The 20,403-nt window shown below is 68.5% G+C and carries 17 protein-coding genes and 1 tRNA gene; 6 read left to right on the plus strand and 12 right to left on the minus strand.

The features are described 5' to 3' along the window. Positions 1–179: 179 nt before the first annotated feature. The 5 genes from ACTIFJ_RS01420 to metZ form a co-directional block, all read right to left on the minus strand. On the minus strand, positions 180–2,045 hold the full coding sequence (locus ACTIFJ_RS01420) for an ABC-F family ATP-binding cassette domain-containing protein (protein WP_439532295.1): 1,866 nt from the start codon (positions 2,043–2,045) through the stop codon (positions 180–182). A gap of 172 nt (positions 2,046–2,217) precedes the next feature. Then, on the minus strand, positions 2,218–2,592 hold the full coding sequence (locus tag ACTIFJ_RS01425) for a c-type cytochrome (RefSeq protein ID WP_439532296.1): 375 nt from the start codon (positions 2,590–2,592) through the stop codon (positions 2,218–2,220). Between the two features lie 90 nt (positions 2,593–2,682). After that, complete coding sequence (locus ACTIFJ_RS01430; protein ID WP_439532297.1) at positions 2,683–3,474, minus strand: LysR family transcriptional regulator; 792 nt, start codon at positions 3,472–3,474, stop codon at positions 2,683–2,685. A gap of 6 nt (positions 3,475–3,480) precedes the next feature. Continuing rightward, positions 3,481–3,885, minus strand: coding sequence for a Co2+/Mg2+ efflux protein ApaG (gene apaG / locus ACTIFJ_RS01435; RefSeq protein ID WP_439532298.1), 405 nt, complete (start codon positions 3,883–3,885; stop codon positions 3,481–3,483). Positions 3,886–3,889: 4 nt separating this feature from the next. Beyond that, positions 3,890–5,095, minus strand: a complete 1,206-nt coding sequence (gene metZ / locus ACTIFJ_RS01440; RefSeq protein WP_439532299.1) for an O-succinylhomoserine sulfhydrylase — start codon at positions 5,093–5,095, stop codon at positions 3,890–3,892. 166 nt (positions 5,096–5,261) lie between these two features. On the opposite strand from metZ, the gene ACTIFJ_RS01445 reads away from it, so the two are divergent. Further along, on the plus strand, positions 5,262–5,936 hold the full coding sequence (locus ACTIFJ_RS01445; protein ID WP_439532300.1) for a carbonic anhydrase: 675 nt from the start codon (positions 5,262–5,264) through the stop codon (positions 5,934–5,936). Positions 5,937–5,941: 5 nt separating this feature from the next. Here the strand turns inward: ACTIFJ_RS01445 and ACTIFJ_RS01450 are convergent, their stop codons facing one another. The 3 genes from ACTIFJ_RS01450 to ACTIFJ_RS01460 form a co-directional block, all read right to left on the minus strand. After that, positions 5,942–8,983: an efflux RND transporter permease subunit gene (locus ACTIFJ_RS01450; RefSeq protein WP_439532301.1), complete on the minus strand. Its 3,042-nt coding sequence runs from the start codon at positions 8,981–8,983 to the stop codon at positions 5,942–5,944. A 1-nt stretch (position 8,984) separates the two neighbouring features. Further along, on the minus strand, positions 8,985–10,025 hold the full coding sequence (locus ACTIFJ_RS01455; RefSeq protein WP_439532302.1) for an efflux RND transporter periplasmic adaptor subunit: 1,041 nt from the start codon (positions 10,023–10,025) through the stop codon (positions 8,985–8,987). A 190-nt stretch (positions 10,026–10,215) separates the two neighbouring features. Further along, a complete protein-coding gene (locus tag ACTIFJ_RS01460; RefSeq protein ID WP_439532303.1) occupies positions 10,216–10,620 on the minus strand; it encodes a hypothetical protein in 405 nt (134 codons plus the stop codon). 377 nt (positions 10,621–10,997) lie between these two features. Between ACTIFJ_RS01460 and ACTIFJ_RS01465 the strand changes: the two genes are divergently transcribed. Then, positions 10,998–11,678 carry a S24 family peptidase gene (locus ACTIFJ_RS01465; RefSeq protein ID WP_439532304.1) on the plus strand — a complete coding sequence of 227 codons (681 nt, stop codon included), beginning with the start codon at positions 10,998–11,000 and terminating at the stop codon, positions 11,676–11,678. A 6-nt stretch (positions 11,679–11,684) separates the two neighbouring features. Here the strand turns inward: ACTIFJ_RS01465 and ACTIFJ_RS01470 are convergent, their stop codons facing one another. After that, entirely contained in the window at positions 11,685–11,894 is a 210-nt protein-coding gene (locus ACTIFJ_RS01470; protein WP_439532305.1) for a hypothetical protein, read from the minus strand. Positions 11,895–12,008: 114 nt separating this feature from the next. On the opposite strand from ACTIFJ_RS01470, the gene ACTIFJ_RS01475 reads away from it, so the two are divergent. The 3 genes from ACTIFJ_RS01475 (at position 12,009) to ACTIFJ_RS01485 (ending at position 18,313) form a co-directional block, all read left to right on the plus strand. After that, the gene (locus ACTIFJ_RS01475; RefSeq protein ID WP_439532306.1) at positions 12,009–14,015 is read left to right on the plus strand and encodes an autotransporter assembly complex protein TamA; all 2,007 of its coding nucleotides are present in this window, start codon (positions 12,009–12,011) and stop codon (positions 14,013–14,015) included. Beyond that, positions 14,015–18,163 (plus strand): translocation/assembly module TamB domain-containing protein, encoded by a 4,149-nt coding sequence (locus tag ACTIFJ_RS01480; RefSeq protein WP_439532307.1) that lies wholly within the window; start codon positions 14,015–14,017, stop codon positions 18,161–18,163. The genes ACTIFJ_RS01475 and ACTIFJ_RS01480 overlap by 1 nt, the downstream gene beginning before the upstream one ends. 73 nt (positions 18,164–18,236) lie before the next feature. After that, positions 18,237–18,313: transfer RNA gene (locus ACTIFJ_RS01485), tRNA-His, on the plus strand. Here the strand turns inward: ACTIFJ_RS01485 and ACTIFJ_RS01490 are convergent. Next, the gene (locus ACTIFJ_RS01490; protein WP_439532308.1) at positions 18,292–18,795 is read right to left on the minus strand and encodes a hypothetical protein; all 504 of its coding nucleotides are present in this window, start codon (positions 18,793–18,795) and stop codon (positions 18,292–18,294) included. The genes ACTIFJ_RS01485 and ACTIFJ_RS01490 overlap by 22 nt on opposite strands. Positions 18,796–18,809: 14 nt before the next feature. Further along, positions 18,810–19,313 carry a DUF6456 domain-containing protein gene (locus ACTIFJ_RS01495; protein ID WP_439532309.1) on the minus strand — a complete coding sequence of 168 codons (504 nt, stop codon included), beginning with the start codon at positions 19,311–19,313 and terminating at the stop codon, positions 18,810–18,812. Between the two features lie 94 nt (positions 19,314–19,407). On the opposite strand from ACTIFJ_RS01495, the gene ACTIFJ_RS01500 reads away from it, so the two are divergent. Next, entirely contained in the window at positions 19,408–19,968 is a 561-nt protein-coding gene (locus tag ACTIFJ_RS01500) for a helix-turn-helix domain-containing protein (protein ID WP_439532310.1), read from the plus strand. Here ACTIFJ_RS01500 and ACTIFJ_RS01505 read toward each other — a convergent pair. Then, the coding region (locus ACTIFJ_RS01505) for a DUF1465 family protein (protein ID WP_439532311.1) at positions 19,965–20,403 on the minus strand (439 nt) is incomplete at its 5' end. The two genes, ACTIFJ_RS01500 and ACTIFJ_RS01505, sit on opposite strands and share 4 nt — an antisense overlap.

A 20,403-nucleotide genomic window follows, 5' to 3' on the forward strand; every position in this document is an offset into this window, starting at 1 on the left:
AATCCGGCCTTCGCAAAGCGACAGCAGCAGGCTCTGCGGGACCAATCCAATGATTGGGGTCTGGGGCCTGCGGCCCCAGCCGCCGGAGGCACTTCCTACCGCCGGAGGCATTTTTAATACCGCCGGAGGCCCGCTTCTCCTGCTACCGGGGGCCGCTCGCTCATGAACGTCGGCACCGCTTAGGCGTTCACCGCCTCCAGCGCCTCATTCGCCTCCAGCCAGGCCAGTTCGGCGGCTTCGAGGGCGCGTTCGACGCGGCCGCGTTCCTGCATCAGGTCGGAGGCGGTGCGCCCCATGTCGGCGACGACGCAGGTCTTGGGGTCGAACAAGGCGCGGTCGATTTCGCCGCGTCGGGTCGTCAGCTTCGCCACTTCGGCCTCGGCCGCCTTGGCGGCCTTGCGCAGTGCCGCGCCGGCCTCGCGGGCGGCGGCGGCGGCCTTCCGGTCGTCCTTCTTGTTGCCCTTCGATTTGCCGTCGCCGCCGGCGGCCTTGCCGAGGATGGTGTCGGTATAGTCATCGAGGCTGCCGGCGAATTCGAGCGCCCGGCCGGAATCGACCAGTACCAGCCGGTCGGCGCTGGCCTCGATCATGTGGCGGTCGTGGCTGACCACGACGACGGCGCCGTTATAGTCGTTCAGCGCCTGGACCAGCGCCTCGCGGGTATCGACATCGAGGTGGTTGGTCGGCTCGTCGAGGATCAGCAGGTGCGGCGCGTCGCGGGTGATCAGCGCCAGCGCCAGCCGGGCTTTTTCGCCACCGGACATCTTGCCGACCTTCTGCTCGGCCATGGCGCCGGAAAAGCCGAAGCGGCCGAGCTGCGCGCGTACCTGGCTTGGGTTGGCGCCCTTCATCAGCCGGCTCATATGTTCGAGCGGCGTGTCGGAACTGTCGAGTTCCTCGACCTGATATTGGGTGAAATAGCCGACGCGCAGCTTGCCGGGCGCATGCTTGTGGCCGGTCATCGCCGGCAGCTGGCCGGAGAGCAGTCGCGCCAGCGTGGTCTTGCCGTTGCCGTTGCGCCCGAGCAGCGCCAGCCGGTCATCGGGATCGAGCCGCAGGTCGAGATGATCGAGGATCGCCTTGCCGTCGTAACCGACCGAGGCGGCCTCCAGCTGCACCAGCGGCGGCTTCAGCGGCGGCGGCGACGGAAAGTTGAAGACCAGGCTCGGGTCGGTGACGGCCTCGGCGATCGGCTGCATCTTCGCCAGCGCCTTCTGGCGGGACTGGGCCTGCTTGGCGGTGCTGGCCCGGGCGCTGTTGCGGGCGATATAGTCCTGCAGCTTGGCGCGCTGGGCGGCCTGTGCCTCGCGCGCCGAGGCCAGCTGCGCCAGCCGCTCGGCCCGCTGCCGCTCGAAATCGTCATAGCCGCCCGGATAGAGGGTGATCTTGCCGCCCTCGAGGTGGAGGATATTGTCGACGACATTGTTGAGCAGGTCGCGCTCATGGCTGATCACCACGATGGTCGCCCGGTAGGATTTGAGGAAATTCTCCAGCCACATCGTTGCTTCGAGATCGAGGTGGTTCGAGGGCTCGTCGAGCAGCAGCAGGTCGGGCTGGCTGAACAGCAGCGCCGCCAGCGCGACGCGCATCCGCCAGCCGCCCGAATAGCTGTCGAGCGGGCGATGCTGCGCCGCCTCGTCGAAACCGAGGCCGACGAGGATGCGCGAGGCGCGCGCCGGCGCCGTATAGGCATCGATGGCGATCAGCCGCTCATGGATCTCCGCCAGCCGCTCGATCGTCGGCCCGCGCTCCTCTTCGGCCAGCAGCGCCGCGCGTTCGATGTCGGCGGCGACCACGGTCTCGAACGGCGTCGTGCTGCCGGCCGGCGCTTCCTGGGCGACATAGCCCATGCGGGCCGACTTCGGCATGTCGATGCTGCCGCTGTCCGGCTCCAGCTGGCCGGCGATGACCTTCATCAGCGTCGACTTGCCGGCGCCGTTGCGGCCGATGAAGCCGATCCGGCCGCGCGGCGGCAGCGTCGCCGAAGCGCCATCGAGGATGGTGCGACCGCCGAGGCGGACGGTGATGTTGTTGATGGTCAGCATGGGGGGCCGATAGCATGACGGCCCTTCAAGAGGTAGGAAGAAAAAGGACATGAAAAAGCCCCGGCAAAGCCGGGGCTGGCGTCAGACGCGATCGGCCAGCGAAGCTGTCCGCCTCGCTGGCCGAGCTTGCGCCTCTATGGCGATAGCTGCGCTATCGCCAGGGGCGCAGCGCTTACTTCTGGGTCTTCAGATAGGCGATGACGTTCGCACGGTCCTGCGGCTTTTTCAGGCCGCCAAAGGCCATCTTGGTGCCGGGCATGAACTTCATCGGCGCTTCGAGATACTTGAACAGGGTGGCCTCATCCCAGGTCACGCCGCTCGACGCATTGGCCTTGGAATATTTGAAGCCGGGAACCGAACCGGACTTGCGGCCGACAACGGCGTGCAGCGACGGGCCGACGCGGTTGACGCCCTTGGTGGTGACATGGCAGGCCTTGCACTGGGCAAAGGTCTTTTCCCCGGCGGCGGCATCGCCCTTCGGCATCTGCGCTGCGGCGGGAGCCGCAATGAACAAGGCTGCGGCGGCAAACATAAATGTCTTGGTCATGAGGCTACCTGCTGTTGGCGTGGAACGATGCATTTACTAGCAGCCAGATGAATGCGCAATTATCAGAATCTGCGTCACTAAGCAGCATTATCAGCCGAGCAGAAACTCGACGAGCGACCTGACCTTGGGCTGCCGCCACTGCGGCGTCGGCGCCACCAGCCACCAGCATTGCGCCACCGCCACCGGGTCCGCCAGGGCGACCAGCGCACCCGTCGCCAGTGCCGGTGCCGCCAGCAGGCTCGGCACCAGCACCGGGCCGAGCCCGGCCAGCGCCGCATCGAGCGCCAGCCCGACATCGCTCAGCAACGGTCCCGGCGCATCGCGGTCGAGCGGATGGGCCAGCCGTGGCAGGTCCGCCGCCGGCCCGGCGGTCGCCACCAGCACCAGCGTCTCGGCCCCCATGGCGCGGCCGTGGATACCCTCGGCATCGGGTTCGTCGCCGAAATACAGCGCCAGATCGAGATTGGCCTCGGAAAAATCGGGCACGCCCTCGCAGGCATTGAGCACGAAGCGCTTGCCCGGCACCCGCGCCGCATAGGCTGCCAGCCGTGCCGACAGCCATTTCGCCGTCAGGTCACGCGGCGCGGCGATGGTCAGCACGTTGGAGGCCTGGCCTTCCTGGAGGATGCGGACCGATTCCTCGAATTGCCGGAACCCCTCGCGCAGCAGCGGCAGCGCCCGCTCGGCCTCGGGCGTCAGCTCCAGCCCGCGCGCCAGCCGGCGGAACAGGATCACGCCCAGCGTCTCCTCCAGCGCCCGGATCTGCTGACCGACGGCCGCCGGCGTCACCGCCAGCTCGTCGGCGGCGCGGGTGAAGCTCAGATGCCGCGCCGCCGCATCGAGAACCCGCAGCGCATTGAGCGGAAGGTGGGTACGCTTCATCGTCGCTCAGCGCGCCCCGGCGGCCGGCTGGCTGAGGGCAAATTCCGGGATCGTCACGGCGAAGCAGCGCCCGGCCGCCTCCATCAGATACTCGCCGGCCATCGTGCCATGCGGGGTCGGCAGCGGGCAGCCAGAGATATAGTCGAAGCTGCCGCCCGGCGCGATCATCGGCTGCTCGCCGACGACGCCCTCGCCGTCCACTTCGCTGATCCGGCCATCGCCGTCGGTGATCACCCAGTGCCGGCGCAGCAGTTGCACCTCGGCCGCCGAGCCATTCTCGATCCGCACATGATAGCTCCACACCCAGCGCCCGCCGCCGGGATCGGACTGTTCGGCAAGGAAACGCGGTGCCACCCGCACGGTGATGCCGTCGGTCGTCTGCGAAAAGCCGAAGAAGCCGCTGAGCGACATCGGCTCAGAGTCCCACGCTGGTCAGCGCGCGGTCGAGGTCGTCGATCAGGTCCTGCACGTCCTCGATCCCCACCGACAGCCGCAGCATCCCGTCGGTGATGCCCATCTCCGCCCGCGTCTCGGGGCTGACACTGGCGTGGGTGGTCGTCGCCGGATGGGTCATCAGGGTGCGCGAATCGCCGAGGTTGTTGGAGATGTCGATCAACTCCAGCGCATCGAGCAGGCCATGCGCCTGCGCCTGGTCGTCGAGGAACAGCGCGATGATGGTGCCGCCCAGCGTCATCTGGGTCATCGCCAGCGTATGCTGGGGGTGCGACGCCAGCCCCGGATAGAGCAGGCGCGGTACCCGCGTCTCCAGAAACCGCGCCACTGCCAGCGCATTCTCGCACGCCCGCCGCACCCGAAGATCGAGCGTCTCCAGGCTCTTCAGGATCAGCCAGGCGTTGAACGGCGACAGGTTGGGGCCGGTATGGCGCGCATAGGGCAGGTAAACGTCGTTCATCCACGCCATGCTGCCCAGCACGGCGCCGGCCAGCACGCGCCCCTGCCCGTCCATCAGCTTGGTGGCCGAATAGGCGACGACATCGGCGCCCAGCTCCATCGGCCGCTGGACGATCGGCGAGGCAAAGGCATTGTCGACCACCACGCACGCCCCGGCATCATGGCCGATATCGGCGATCGCCCTGATGTCCGAGATATCCAGCCCCGGGTTGGACGGCGTTTCGAGGAAGAACGCCTTGGTATTGGGCCGCCGCGCCTTCGCCCAGGCCTGGGTATCGCGCGAATCGACAGTGGTCGTTTCAATGCCGAAACGCGGCAGGATCGTGTCGACAAGCACCCGGCAGCTACCGAACAGCGCCCGGCCCGCCACCAGATGGTCCCCGGCCGACAGCTGGCAGAGCAGCGCCGCCGTCATCGCCGCCATGCCGCTGGCCGTCGCCCGCGCCGCCTCGGCGCCTTCGATCAGCGCCAGACGCTGTTCGAGCATCTCCACGGTCGGATTCTGCAGCCGGCTGTAGGTCATCCCCGGCCGCTCGCCGCGGAAGCGCGCCGCTGCTTCTTCCGCATTATCATAGCAATAGCCGCTGGTCAGGAAGATCGCCTCGGAGGTCTCGCCAAACTCGCTGCGCGCGGTGCCGCCGCGCACGAGCCGCGTGGCCGGGCGCCAGCGGGCAGTATGGGCGGGGTCCTGTCCGGTCGTGCGTTTCATGGACCGGGGATAGCCGCCACAGAGGCGGCACGCAACGCCGCACAAGGTGAGGCCGAAGCCATCCTGAGCCTCACTTTGTTATCTCCCGTTCATCTTCGGTTAGAAGTCAGTCGGCAACAACAACCGCTCCGTAGCCATTCCAGTCATGAGATCGAGGGGAAATACCGTGCCCAAGTTTGCCGCCGGCGTCGTGAAGTTTCAGCGCGACGTCTATCCGCACAAGCAGGATTTGTTCGAGCAACTGAGCAAGGGCCAGTCCCCCGAAGCATTGTTCATCACCTGCTCGGACTCGCGCATTGAACTTGGCATGCTGACCCAGAGCGAGCCGGGCGACCTCTTTGTTGTTCGCAACGCCGGCAACATCGTCCCGCCGCATGATACCAGGACCGGCGCCACCACCGCCGCCATCGAATTTGCCGTTGGCGCCCTGAAGGTTCCGCACATCGTCATCTGCGGCCACACCGACTGCGGCGCCATGAAGGGCGCCATGGCCCTCGACAAGCTGGACAGCCTACCTCACGTTCGGGACTGGCTCGGCTATTCGCGCGCCGCCGTCGACATCACCAATGCCATCGGCGCCGACCTCAACGACCATGACCGGATGCTGATGCTGCTCGAGCAGAATGTGATGCTCCAGATCAACCACCTCAAGACCCATCCGACCGTCGCGGTCGCCATGGCCAAGGGCGAACTGCAGCTCCACGGCTGGGTTTATGACATTGCCGACGGCGAGATCTATGCGGTCGACCTGGACAGCGGCAAGTTCCTGCCGGTGTCCAAGCGCTACGCCGAGCAGGTTGCCAAATATCTGGACCATGATCACGCGCACGGCGTCGCCTGAGCCGCTTAGCCGTGCGGCTCATGGTTGCGGACGATCAGCAGGTACATCACCGGTGTCACGATCCGGCTGAGCAGGGTCGATGACACCAGCCCGCCGATGATCACCCAGGCCAGCGGGCCGTAGAGCCCGGAGCCGGACAGTGCCAGCGGCAGCAGCCCGCCGATGGCCGTGACCGAGGTCAGCAGCACGGGGAGGAACCGCACCTCTCCGGCGCGCTCGATGGCCGGGCGCAGTGCCAGCCCCTCGCGGCGCAGCTGGGTGGTGAAATCGACCAGCAGGATCGAGTTCTTGATCTCGATGCCGATCAGGGCAACGAAGCCGATCACCGCCGTATAGCTGATCGAATTGCCGGTCAGGAACAGCGCCACCAGCCCGCCGAACAGCCCGAGCGGGATCACGCCCGCCACCACCGCCACCTCGCGGAACCGCCCGAACTCGATGACCAGAACGCCGAGGATACCGAACACCGCCAGCGCGATCACCGGCCCCAACCCGGAGAAGCTGCGCGACCGCGCCTCCGCCTCGCCCCCCGTGCCGAAGCGATAGCCTTCAGGCAGCGCCATGCCGGCCAGCGCCCTTTCCACTCCGTCACTGACCTGGGCGGTGAGGAACCCTGGCGCCACTTCGGACTGGATATAGACCACCCGCTGCTGGCTCTCGCGGCTGATCCGCGGCGGCGCCGAATCGAGCCGCGGCGTTGCAATCTCGCGCAGCGGCACCGCGCCGCGCGCTGCCGGCACCTGGACCTGATCGAGCACCGACACCGGCTGGCGGCCATCGAGCGGCAGCCTCACCACGACATCATAGCTGTCGCCTTCATTGTCGCGGTAGCGCCCCGCCGTCTCGCCGGCCAGCGACAGCCGCAGGATCCGGCGCGGCGCGCCGGGGACGACGCCTACCAGCGCCGCCTTTCCCGCATCGAGCCCGAGATCGAGGCGCGGCTGGTCGGTCGCCACCGGGTTGCTGACATCGCGGGTGCCGGCCACCCGACGGATGCGGGCCTCGGCCTCGGCCGCCAGCCGCTTCAGCACGTCGAGATCGGGGCCGAAGACGCGGATCAGGATCGGCGCATCGATCGGCGGGCCATTCTGGAAGATCTTGACGACATATTGGGCGTCCGGCCCCTGGTCGAGCCGCCGGCGCAGCCGCTCGACAAGCGCCGGCCCCTCGGTCTTGTCCCAGTCATCGAGCACCACGAAGACCTCGCCCAGATTGGTGCGCTGGTCGAAGCTGCGCTGATTGTAGAAGATCTGCGGGTTGCCGCGCCCGATATTGGACATCAGCGACTGGACCCCGGGTTCGTCCTTCAGTGCCGCCTCGACAAAACCGACCGCCCGCGCCGTCCGGCTGATCGCCGCGCCCTCGGGGGCGGTCACCGTCACCAGGAAATAGGGCGCATCGGCAGGCGGAAACAGACTCGATCCGATGAGCGGCACCAGCGCGAAGCCCGAGGCGACAATCGCGCTGGCCACGGCCATCGCCCGCCACGGCCGCTCCAGCGAGGCATGGAGCAGCGGCGCATACAGACGCTGGATACCGTTCTGGACGAATTGCAGGAAGCGGTTGCCCCGCGCGCTCTCCTCGCGCGGCAGGATGCGGCTGGCCAGGAACGGCACGATGGTCAGCGATACCAGCAGCGATGCCGCCACCGTGCCCAGCACCGCCACCGGCAAGGACCGGGTGAACTTGCCCGCCCCCTCTGGTAGAAAGGCCAGCGGCAGGAAGGCGAACATCAGCACGAAGGTGCAGCCGAGCACTGCGACCGCGATCTCGCGCGTACCGGACAGCGCCGCCGACATCCGGTCCTCGCCCTCGCGCAGGTGCCGCGCGATATTCTCGGTGACGACGATCGAATCGTCGACGAGCAGCCCCAGCGCGATGATGAACCCCGATATCGCCAGCTGGTTGAGGGTGAAGCCGGTGAAATACAGAACCGCCACACCGATCGCCAGGCTGAGCGGCACCGACACCATCACCACCAAGCTGGCCCGCAGCCCGAGCGGCAGCAGCGTGATCAGCACCAGCGCCAGCGCGATGCCGAAATCGCGCCCCAGGGTCGCCAGCTTGCGGCCGATATCGAGCGACTGGTCGAAGCCCAGCTCGAGCCGGACATCGGGCGGCAACAGCCGGCGATATTCATCCGCCGCCGCCAGCGCGTCGTTGCGGATGTCGAGGACGTTCAGATTGTCCTTCTGGGTCAGCGTGACCCACACCGCCCGCTTGCCGTTGAAGCGGGCGATATGGGGCTGCTCCTCATAGCCCCAATGGACATCGGCAATGTCCCGGACACGGACCAGGCTGCCGTTCTGCGCCCGCACCGGCTCGTCGACGATCTCGTCCAGCGACCGGAAGGCGCCGCCGGCCTGGACGTTCAGCCGCAAATCGCCGCTGTGCACGGCGCCCGGCGGCAGGTCGGTCGATCCCTGACGGAGCGCATCGGTGACGGCGGTGATCGGCAGCCCGAGCTGCGCCATGCGGCCGAGATCGACATCGACGCTGACCTCCGGCCGGGGAATGCCCCAAACCCGCGTCTCGCGCACACCGGGCACCCGGTTCATCCGCTCGCGCAGGTCCTTGCCATATTTCTCCAGCCGCCGGTACGAGGCGGTGTCGGAGACCAGCGCGAACTGCAGCACCGCGGCCTCGGTGGTCCGGCTGCGGCGGAATTCGAGCCGCTGCAGCGCCGATGGCAGGGTGGCGCGGATGGCGTTCACCTCGCGCACAACCTCGTCATATTTCTTCTCGGGATCATCGTCCCAACTGAATTCGGCGGTGATCACCGACGAACTGTCGGTGCTCCGCGACTGGACCTTGACGATACCGTCAACGCCCTGGAGCACATCCTCGATCGGCTTGGCGATCGTTGTCTCCATGTCCGCCGGCTCGGCGCCGGGCACCGTGGCGACGACGATGATGAACGGCGACGGGAAATGCGGGTCGACCGAGCGGGGAATGCTGAAAAAGGAAGACACGCCGATCGCCACCAGCAGGGCAAAGCCGACCAGCGTCACCTGCCAGCGACGAATGGCGAAATCGATGATGCCCATGTCAGCCGCGGCGGACCTGCACGCGCATCCCGTCGCGCAGCCGGTCGGGCCCCGAGCTGACCACCTGCTCGCCCGCTTTCAGCCCTGATAGAACCAGAATCTGCGTATCGCCGACCGGGCCGATGCTCACCCGCCGCAACCGCACGCGGCCCGCCGCTGCATCATGGACGTAGACAAAGCCCTCGTCGGCCCGCGCGCTGAAGACCGCCGACGCGGGCACGCCGAGCGCCGAAGGCCCTGTGCCGGCCAACGCCAGCCGCGCCGAGCCGATCAGCCCCGATCGCAGGCCTGGGCGGGGGGGCAGGCTCAGCTCGACCCGAAAGGTGCCGGTCGCCTCATCACCGCGCGCGCCGATCTCGCTGACCGTCGCCGGCAGCGGCGCCGGCCCGAGCGCCGGCCGCAAAACTTGCGCCGGTTGGCCGAGCCGGATGCGCGCAACATCGCCGTCCGCCATCGGCAGCCGCAACACATGGCCGGACGCCGCCTCGCCAAGCGTCAGGATCGTCTGGCCGGCGGCGACGATCTGCCCCGGCTCTGCCGGCCGCTGGAGAACGACACCCGCCGACGGCGCGCGAACGCTGCCCAGTGTTTCGTCGAAACCGGCCTGTCGGCGCCGCGCCTGCGCCGCCGCCATCGTCGCACGGGCGGTCTCGACCCGCGGCGCCGTCACCCAGCCCTTTTCGAACAATCCGAGCAGCCGGCGATAATCGGCCTCGGCGCGCACATACTCGGCCTGGCTGGAGGCCGAGGCGGCATCGAGAGAGGTCAGGTCGAGCCGCGCCAGCAGCTGGCCGGCCCGCACGCTGTCCCCTTCCCTGACGAGAATGGCCGCGACCCGGCCGGGCGTGCTGAAGCCCAGCATCGTCTCGCGCTTCAGCCGGACAGTGCCGCTGATCTCCAGCGTGGCCGCGCCGCCGGCCGGCACCGCTGGCGCCACAGCGACCGGCACCGGCGCCGCCTCTCCGGCGGTCCGCGCAGGCGCGCTGGCAGTGCAGGCCTGAAGCAGCGCGGCAAGCAGAACAGCGGCCAGCCTCTGCAGCACAGCAGGGCGACTTTGCCCTTTCGGTAGGTTCCAGCCTGTTCTCGTCGCCTGCATGTCGTGCCCCGAATGCCCGCAGCACCGGGAATGCCGGCGCGTGTCTCATGGTGAGCGCACGACTGACGGCCTGCAAGCAATTTTTTGAGTAGCGCTCAATATGACATCATCAATCAACGAAATTGACAATCTTCGCTTAATCAATAATTGTCAGAATATTAACAGTGAAGGGACGAGAGACGGTGAAGGGACCGGTGATCGGCACATGGCCGTTACCAGCCGCATCGCCATTGGGCCCGTCCGCGTCCTGCGAGTCGGGGCTAAGCTCGATATCGGCCACGATTTGCCCAGCGATACGAAATTCCCAGTCTGGCAACCGCGCGGCCAGCGCGTCGAACGCTTCGGCCACCGCATGCGCCGTCCCAATCAGCCGCAGCATCAGCGTCACCCGGGCGCCGATGAAGGTGACGCTGGCCCAATCCACGGTCCGGATTTCCTCGACGGCCAATATGGGTTTTTCCCTATCGCCGACGTCGAGTTTGGCTGCGCTGGAAATGCCGCGCAGCAGCGCGGTCTCAACGTGATCTTGTCTATTCCGCATTATCGTGTGCTCCCCATGACGGTTTTTTCTCCCCGCGCGCCCCACGTCGACGCCGCCTCGGCCTGGGCAATGAACGCCTCGACACGGGCGGTTGTCGCCGGGCGCGGCTCGCGACCCCGGCGCAGATCGAAGACGAACCGTGGATCGCCGGCCACCTCGCGGCCAAATCGGGACGGGGCGACGGATGTCCGCCGCAGGTGCCGCTCCACCAAAGTCAGTAAATGCATTGCCCCTGCTCCCATCGTCGTAAGAACCTATGCAACTTCTGCCGATTCGGCTTGTTTGACTATTTATCGGCGGCCATTTCCTACTAGTCTAGGAAAAAAACTATGATAGAGTTGGAACCAAGCGGGCCGGGAGAGGAGGTGCCGCCAACTATGGACAGCGTCGCCATCCGCAAGCGGTTGGACGAGCTGATCAGCGCGACTGGTGGGGATTATGCCTCGCTGTCGCGCCTGCTCGGCCGTAACCCCACCTATATCCAGCAGTTCGTCAAACGCGGCGTTCCCCGGCGGCTGTCCGAGACCGATCGCCGGGTTCTTGCGCGCCATTTCGGCATCGCCGAGCGGCTGCTCGGCGCGCCTGATGAGGATGGTGCCCGCGCGGTCATGGCGCGGCCCGGCCTGGTCCAGCGTGCCGAGGATTATGTGCTGATTCCCCAGCTGGCGATCGGTGCGTCTGCCGGCCATGGCCTCGAGCCTGGCGACGAAACACCGCTGGCCGTGCTCGCCTTCAAGGCCAATTGGGTGCGGACCATCGCCAGCGGCAGGCCTGAGGCGCTCACCGTGATCGGCGTCGAGGGCGATTCGATGTTGCCCACTCTGGCCGACGGCGACCAGATTCTCGTTGATACCGATGACCGCGAGCGACTGCGCGATGGCATCTATGTGCTGCGGACCGACGACGCGCTGCTGGTGAAGCGGCTCTCGGTCAACCCGGCCACGCGTCGGCTGACGATCCGTTCGGACAATGACGCCTATCCGAGCTGGGACGATTGCGACCCCGCCGGGGTCATCGTCGTCGGCCGCGTCGTCTGGGTCGGACGGCGCCTGAACTGACCGTCGTTATCGGCGCCGATCGAGCAGCAGCAGCACGACCGCCGCGATGATCCCGATCACCCCGCCGACGATCAGCCCGGCCGAAACCTCGCCGACCATCACCCCGACCACCGGGCCCAGCAGCAGTCCGGCGGCAATCAGGCATCCGCCGCCTCGGCGGGTCGAGCTGGAGGGCGATGATCCATCGGGGGGCTGAACAGGGTCGGAATCGGACATAACCCCCTCCTGCCACGGTCCGGCGCAAAGCACCATCGCAGGCATTGGGCGTCCTGCCGCAGCCGCGCCACGCTCGACGCTTTGCGCCTGTGGCGATTGGGTCTAGGGAAAATCGTGGTCCGGCCCGTGTTTTCATTGCAGCGATCGGCGCTGATCCTGTCGGGCAGCGCGGCGATCATCGGCTGTTCCGGCATCGCGGCCGCCCAGGGGGCACCGCCACAGCCCGATGCGCCGATGCCGGCGCTCGAACGCGGGATCCCCGATGCCGAGGATTTTCCGGCGCTGCTGGACAGCGATGGCCAGCCCCTGGCCTGGCCGGAGATCGCCAGCGAGAATGGCGCCGATGCCGTCGCCGATGCCGGGGACGTCCGTTACACGGTGAGCATCGAGGGGCTGGGGCCGCTGCGGCTCGATGACGAGTTCCGTGGCCTGTCGGCGCTGTGGACCCGCCGCAACGAACCCGCCAACCTCGCCCAGATCAACCGACGCACGGTCGAGGACCGCGACCTCATCGACATCCTGCTGCGCTCGATCGGCCACTATGGCAGCGATACGGAGATCGAGGTCACGCCCCCGGTCCGCCCGGCGGACCCGACCGCGGTCGCCATTGCCGTAACGCCCGGGCCGCTCTATCGGTTCTCGGACATCGAAGTGAAGCCGCAGGCGGGTGCCTCGCCGGAGACCGCCGAGCTGGCGCGGCTGTTGCTCGGCATCGAGCCCGGCGATCCGGTTATCGCCGCTCAGGTCATCGCGCTCGAGGAGGGGCTGGGCGAAAAGCTTGCCGATGCCGGCTACCCCTTCCCGCAGATCAGCGCGCCGCAGATCGTTATCGATCACGCCACCCGCTCGGCGACGCTCGTCCAGGGCGTCGATGCGGGCCCGCGCGGCATTTTCGGCGAGACCCGCATCGAGGGCGAGACCCAGGGCTTCACCCCGCGCCACATGCGGGTGCTGACCCGCTACAAGCCGGGCGACACCTATGACGGCGCGCTGCGCGAGGATTTGCGCCAGGCGCTGGTCCAGACCGGGCTGTTCGGCGGGGTCTCAGTGACCCCGGAGCGTGAGGGGGAGCCGGCAGCGGACGGTACACAGACCATCGCCATGGTCGCCCGAGTTGAAGGCGCACCGTTGCGCACCGTCTCGGCGTTGGGCGGCTACAACACCGGCCAGGGGGTCCGCGTCGAAGGCGGCTGGACGCACCGCAACTTCTTCCCGCCCGAAGGCGCCCTCACTGGCCGCGTCGTCGCCGCCCAGCGCGAGCAGCTGGTAGCCGCCGAGATCCGCCGCCGCAATTTCCGCTACCGCGACCAGACCTTGTTCCTCGGAGCCTCGGTCTCGACCGAGCAGCAATTCGCCTACCGCGCCCGCACCGCCACCATCGGCGCCTCGATCACCCGCGAATCGAACCTGATCTGGCAAAAGCCGATCACCTTCTCGCTCGGCACCGAGGTGCTGCTCACCCGCCAGCTCGACCGCTCGCTGCGAAGTGCGACCGAGGACCCGAACGCCACCTTCCTGATCTTCGCCATTCCCGGCTCGATCACGCTCGACGGCTCGGACAATCTGCGCGATCCGAGCCGGGGCTTCCGCATCACCACGCGCATCAGCCCGGAGTTCACGCTGCGCCAGGGCCGCAACTTCAACTATGTCCGCGCGCAGCTCGACGGCACCTATTACCAGCCGGTCGGCGAGCGGACGGTGCTGGCGGCGCGGCTGCACATGGGCACGATCATCGGCGCCAACCGCGGCCGCGTCGCGCCGAGCCGGCGCTTCTATGCCGGCGGCGGCGGCTCGGTGCGCGGCTTCAACTTCCAGGGCGTCGGCCCGGTCGACGAGACCGGTGCCCCCACCGGCGGCAACAGCATCACCGAAGCCAGCATCGAGGCGCGCTTCCGCTTCCGTGCGCTGGGCAACGATATCGGCATCGTGCCCTTTGTCGATGCCGGCCAAGTGTATCAGGGCACGCTGCCGAGCTTCAACAGCCTGCGCATCGGCGCCGGCGTCGGGCTGCGCTATTATACGGCGTTCGGCCCGGTGCGCATCGACGTCGCCACCCCGATCACCCGCGAGGCGCGCGATCCCCGGGTCGCCTTCTATGTCTCGATCGGCCAGTCCTTCTGATGGCGGCGCCCGCCCTTTCCCGTTGGGGCCGCCGGCTGGCGCTGGTGGTGGTCGTGGCCGTCGGCCTTATCGGGGCGGTGATGGCCTGGCTGAGCACCGACAGCGGCCGGGGCTTCGTGCTGGCGCAGCTGCTGCGGCTCGATTTCCAGTCGGGGCTCGAGGTCGAGGCCGAACGGATCGACGGCTCGCTGTGGAGCCAGGCCACCATCCATGGCCTGGCGCTGAAGGACCCGCAGGGCCGTTTCCTCGAAGCGCCGCGGCTCCGGCTCGACTGGCGGCCGTGGCGCTTCTTCCTCAATCGGCAGCTGGTGATCCGCGAACTGGCCGCCGGCGATGTCCGGCTGATCCGGCTGCCGGCGCTCAAGCCGCGCCAGGATGACAGGCTGCTCCCCGATTTCGACATCCTTATCGGCAAGCTGGCGACTGACCGGCTGGTCCACGAGCCGGCCGTCACCGGCCGGCGCGAACGCCTGTCGCTGGCCGGCGACGCCGATATCCGCGCCGGCCGGGTCCGGCTGGTGTTCATCGCCAACAGCCTTGGCGGCGGCGACCGGCTCGACCTCAGGCTGGATGCCGAGCCGGACCGCGACCGGCTCGACCTCGCCGCCGACCTCGACACCCCGGTTGGCGGTATCGTTTCCCGGCTGATCGGCAGCAAGGCGCCCGTTACCGCGCGGATCCGCGGCACCGGCAGCTGGCAGCGCTGGACCGGCCGGCTCGATGCCCGGCTCGGCGCCGCGCCGCTGGCGGCGCTGGCGATCAGCAACGCCAAGGGGCTGTTCCGCATCAACGGCACCGCCGAACCGGCGCCACTGCTGACCGGTGTCGCCGCCCGCCTTGCCGGCCCGGTGCTGACGATCGACGCCAGCGCCAGCCTCGGCGGCCCGAGCCGCGACGTCACGCTCAGCGCCGCCAGCGATGCCCTGCGCTTTGCCGCGCGCGGCCGCGTCTCGGCAGCGACCGAGACTATCGAAACCGGCAGCCTGTCGGCCAGCCTGTTGATGCCGACGGCGCTCAACCCGAAGATCAGCGGCGAGGCCATCCGGCTGGACGCGCGCCTGGCTGGCACGCTCGGTGCGCCGCTGGTCGACTGGACGCTGACCGGCAGCAGCGCCGGCTGGGGCAATACCGAGCTGCGGGACATGCGCGGCGCCGGGATCGTCCGCCTCGGCAGGGCGGATGAAAATGGCCTCGCCCTGCCCTTCCGGCTCAGCGCCGACCGGGTCGTCGGCGTCGGCGAGATGGTCGCCCCCCTGCTTCGCAAGGTTCAGCTCGAAGGCACGCTGCGCTGGCAGCCGGGACTGGTCACCGCCGACGCGCTCAAATTCCGTACCAGCGGCCTCAACGGCACCGCCGGGCTGCGATGGCCGCTGGCCGATGCCGATTATCGGCTGACGCTGAAGGTCAGCGCCCCGCGCTATGCCATTGCCAGCCTCGGCCAGGCCAACATCAGCGCCGATCTGCTGGTCCAGCCCTCCGGCGCCGGGGCGCAGATCAGCGGTCGCACCGAGGCGCGGATGACCCGGCTCGACAATGACGGGCTGACCAGCCTGTTCGGCGGCCTGCCCCGCGTCTCGGCGCGGCTGCTGGTCCTGCCTGATCTCGCCTTTACCCTGACGGACCTCGTGCTGACCGCGCCGGACCTGACGTTGCGCGGCAGCGGCCGCCGCTCGCCCGCCGGTATCATCGCCCTCGATGCCAGCGGCGAGGCCCGCGCCGTCGGTCCGGTACGGGTCATCCTCGCCGGCGCCATCGACGCCCCGGACATCAGGGTGATGCTCGCCCGCCCTGGGCTCGGCATTGGCCTGGCGGCGGTCGACGCCCATATCGTCCCCGCCGAGGCCGGCTGGGGCTTCGACCTGTCCGGCACCAGCCTTTATGGCCCGGTGACGGCGCGCGGCGCGGCGCTGACCGCTGCCGGCCCGCTCGGTGTCCGCATCGATTCGGCGACGATCCTCGGCCTCACCGCCAGCGGTGTCGCCACCGCGACCGCGGCCGGCCCGTTCGCCGGCGAGCTGGCACTGCGCGGGCCCGGCCTCGAAGGCGCGCTGGTCCTTGCCAATGAAGACGGCCTCCAGCGACTCGACGTCTCGGCCACGGCGCGCGAGTCGACGCTGCCCACCACCACCCCGGTGCTGATCGAAGCCGGCTCGCTGCGGCTGTCGGCCGTGCTCCGCCCCGAGGGACCGGACGTCAATGGCTCGCTGAGCTTTACCGGCTTCGAGCGCGACACGCTGCGCGTCGACACCGGCAAGGCCACGCTCCGCTATGCCCGAGGGAGCGGCAACGCCAGCATCAGCGCAAGCGGCACCACAGGCATCCCTTTCTCGATCGAAAGCCAGATCAGCCTTGCCCCCGAGCGCATCGAGGTGCGCGGCAAGGGCCAGGTCGATCGCCAGCAGTTCACGCTCGGCAGCCCGGCCATCATCACCCGCGACGGCAATGATTGGGTGCTGGCCCCGGTCAGCCTCGTTGCCGGCGCCGGCAAGGCCGAACTGGCGGGCCGGATCGGGGACACCACCCAGCTGTCGGCGCGGGTCGAGGCGTTGTCGCTGGGCCTGATTGCCGCCGCCTATCCGCGCTTCGACGTCAGCGGCACCCTGTCGGGCCGCATCGACCTGACGCTGCCGCCGCAAGGCACGCCGCGCGGCCGCGCCAACCTCACCATCTATAATCTGTCGCGCACCGGCATCGCCTCGGCCTCGCTGCCGATCAATGTCGGCATCACGGCCGATCTCGGCGCGCGCGGCACGGTGGCCCGCGCCACCATTCAGCGCGGCGGCCGCACCGAGGGCCGCGCCCAGATCCAGATCGATCCCGTCGCCCCCGGCGACGAGCCGCTGATGGCCCGCCTGCAGGCGGCGCGGGTGCGCGGCCTGGCGCGCTTCAACGGCCCGGCCCAGGCGCTCTGGGGGCTGGCCGGCAACGCCGCCATCGACGTGCGCGGGCCGGTCAATGCCGCGGTCGACATCAGCGGCGCCCTCGGCGACCCGCAACTGGCCGGCACGTTGCGCGCCGCGCGGGCGCGGATGGAGGCCACCGTGCTCGGCGCGGTAATCGAGGATATCGCGCTCGATGCCCGCTTTGTCGGCTCGCGGCTCGAGCTGACCCGCTTCTCCGGCCGCGTCGGCAAGGACGGCAGCGTATCCGGCAGCGGCGGGATCGACCTGTCCGCCGATCGCAGCTTCCCGATGGACATCAGGCTTCAGCTGAAAAACGCCCAGTTGCTCAACCGCGATGATCTCGTCGGCGCCGGCACCGGCACCATCCGGATCGCGACCGATGAATATGGCGGTGTCATCTCCGGCAAGCTGACCATCGACCGCGCCACCTTCCGCATTGGCCGCGCCGGGGTCGCCGATGTCCCCGTGCTCAATGTTACCGAGAAGAATGTACGCGTGCTCGGCCGCCCGCAGTTCATCTATGCCGCCCCGACGCGCTGGCTCCTCAACCTCGAAGTGGCAGGCGACCGCCGGCTGTTCGTTTCCGGCATGGGCATCGAATCGGAATGGCGCGCCAATCTGAAGATTCTCGGCGGCGCCACCACGCCCGAGCTTAACGGCCGCGTCGAACTGGTGCGCGGCGACTATGATTTCGCCGGCCGTCGCTTCGCGCTGACCAAGGGCGATATCCGCTTCCAGGGCGGCTATCCGCCCGATCCGCTGGTCGATGTGGCGGCCGAAAGCACCAACAGCGGCTTCACCGCGCAGCTGACCATCAACGGCACGGCGCTGAAGCCCAATATCCGCTTCAGCTCGGTCCCCTCCCTGCCCGAGGACGAGGTGCTGAGCCGGTTGCTGTTCGGCGATTCGGTGACCAACCTGTCGGCGCCGGAGGCCGTGCAGCTGGCCGGCGCGCTCGCCGGTCTGCGCGGCAACGGTGGCTTCAACCCGATCAATTCAGTCCGCAAGGGGCTGGGCATCGACCGGCTGCGGATTCTGCCGGCGGATATCGCCACCGGCCGCGGCACGGCGGTGGCTGCCGGCCAGTATATCGGACGCAATGTCTATGTGGAGTTGGCTACCGATGCCCAGGGCTATACCGCCACCAACATCGAAGTCTCGATCACCCGCTCGCTGTCGATCCTCAGCCAGGTCGCCACACTCGGCGGCACCGGCGGCAACCTGCGCTGGAAACGCGATTATTGAGGCCCCGCTTGCCCATCCCGTATGCCGATGCTTGCACGCCGTCGCCGGCTGGCTTATGTCGCTCGCTCCCGTGGCGGTCGTAGCTCAATTGGTTAGAGCGCCGGTTTGTGGTACCGGAGGTTGCGGGTTCAATCCCCGTCGATCGCCCCAGGGGTCTTCGCCGTCATCGTGAACGGCACGCAGCCGAGCGGCTGGCCATCCACCACGATCGTCATCGCCATCCCGTCATTGTCGAGACGTGGCGCCTGCGGATCGCGCAGCCTCGGCAGCGGCAGGTCGGCATAGAGTGATCCGGCGCCATCGGCGGCCACCTCGAGCATCGGCAGCTTGTCAGCGCGCTCCGGCCCGGCATCGGCAAAAGCGACGCCACTGCATTCGGCAACATCATGAACATGGATTTCGTGACGGCCTTCGGGCAGGCCTGTCACCTTCATTACCAGCCGGTCGCCCTGTACTTCCTCATACAGCGTCGCCTCGCCGAGCACCGCGCCGTTGATCGCGACGACACTGCTGGTCAGAATCAGCCGCGGCGGCGCACCGCCGGTCCGGCCCAGCGACACGGCCTCGCTTCGCCCGCAGCCGGCCAACAACCCCAATGCCAGCAAACCCTGAACCAGAAACACCGTACGCATGACGCCTCCTCACTTCACCTTATGCCATAATGCGTCACCAGCCGATCGAGCGCCAGCTTGAGCACCAGCTTTCCGGCGCGGCTTGGCCAGCCCAGTGCGCGTTCCGCCGTCTCCAGCCCGTCGCCGAGGCAGATTACCCGCCACAGCACATCCGCCAGCCCCGGCCCCGCCGCTGTCACCGCTGCATCGAAGCGCTGGCGCGCCGAGATCTGCGCCGTCGTCGGGTCCATTCCGCCCGGCCCGGAGCGGCTGACCGGCGCCGGGTCCCAGCGCATGGTGATGCGCGGCGCCTGGCCAGCCAGCATGAAGTCATGGCGCAGCCGCTCGCCGGCCTCGAACTGGGCACGGGACACCATGTCGCGCCGCACCAGCCAGGCCAGCGGCGACTCCGCCAGATTGACGGTCACACGCCGCCGGTCGATGGCCTCGGACGGCGTCAGCAGCCGGCTTGCGAGCAACCGGTTGCGTGCCTCGGGCATGACATCATCGCTCGTGCGCGCCTGTATTCTCGCCTTCATGGTTTGTTTTGCCCTCTTGAAGTGACGAATCACTATTGCCATACGGGCACCATTGTAGGAAAGAAATAACCGAAAAGGTTAGGAGCGCTGTCAGATGCTTACCCGGATTCGTGCGGTCAGAAAGGCCAAGGGGCTGACACTTCATGATGTTGCCGAACGCTGTTCGCCGCCGACGACGGCCCAGACGATCGGCCGCCTCGAGACCGGAACGCGCACTGTTTCAGTCGGTTGGCTCAACCGCATCGCCGCAGCGCTTGGCGTCGAGACCTCGGAGCTGGTCACGCTGCCGGACCGCCAGGACCTCGATGTCGCCGCCGTGCTCGGCGCGGACGGTGCCACCGCGCCGCGCGCGCCGATCACGCTGAGCCCGCCCCGCGCCGGTGGCAATTTGATCGGCATGATGGTCGATGTCACCCAGGGCGATTACCGCGCCGGCGACGAGCTCTGGCTGGAGCGGCTGGCGCCGGACGATTTCGCCCGGGCCGTCAACCGGGATGTGCTGGTGCCCCGCCCGGTCGGCCGCTTCGGCTTCGGCCGCCTGGTCGCCACCGAGGCCGGCAAGGTTCAGGTGCTGCCGTTGGCGCCGGGCACCCGCCAGTTGGTCGTCGATGCCGGCTGGCTCGGCGTCGTCCGTAAGCTGGTGCGAACCTTCTAGCGCATTACCTCGCCGAGCAGGGCCCGAGAGGCGTCGGCGATCAGTCCGCCGCGCGTTCCCTGCAGCGGATGCTCGGTGGGCAAGGGAGCGCAGCCGTCCTGCGGAAAGGCCACATCGCCGGCACCGTCACACCAGGCCACCAGCGCCATCAGCCGCGCCGTGGTCGCAAGGCTTTCAGTCGCCACCGCCACCTGTGCTGCCGGCGACAATCCGGCGCGCCATTCCCGGCCGGGCCCTTCAAACCACAGCCGCGCCTGATCGGCCAGTACCACCGCGCGCTGTCGCCGCTGCTCACGCTGGCTCGGCTGGCGCGGCGTGAAGGCCAGCGTCATCGCAGGCTTCCGCCCTCTTGAAACCGCCGCAGCGCTTTCCAGATAAGGGGTGTCGCCATCGCCGTCTGGGGTGGCGGCATCCTCCGGCCCGGTCTGGGCGGGG

This window comes from Polymorphobacter sp. (genome assembly GCF_051860865.1).
Taxonomy (GTDB): domain Bacteria; phylum Pseudomonadota; class Alphaproteobacteria; order Sphingomonadales; family Sphingomonadaceae; genus Sandarakinorhabdus.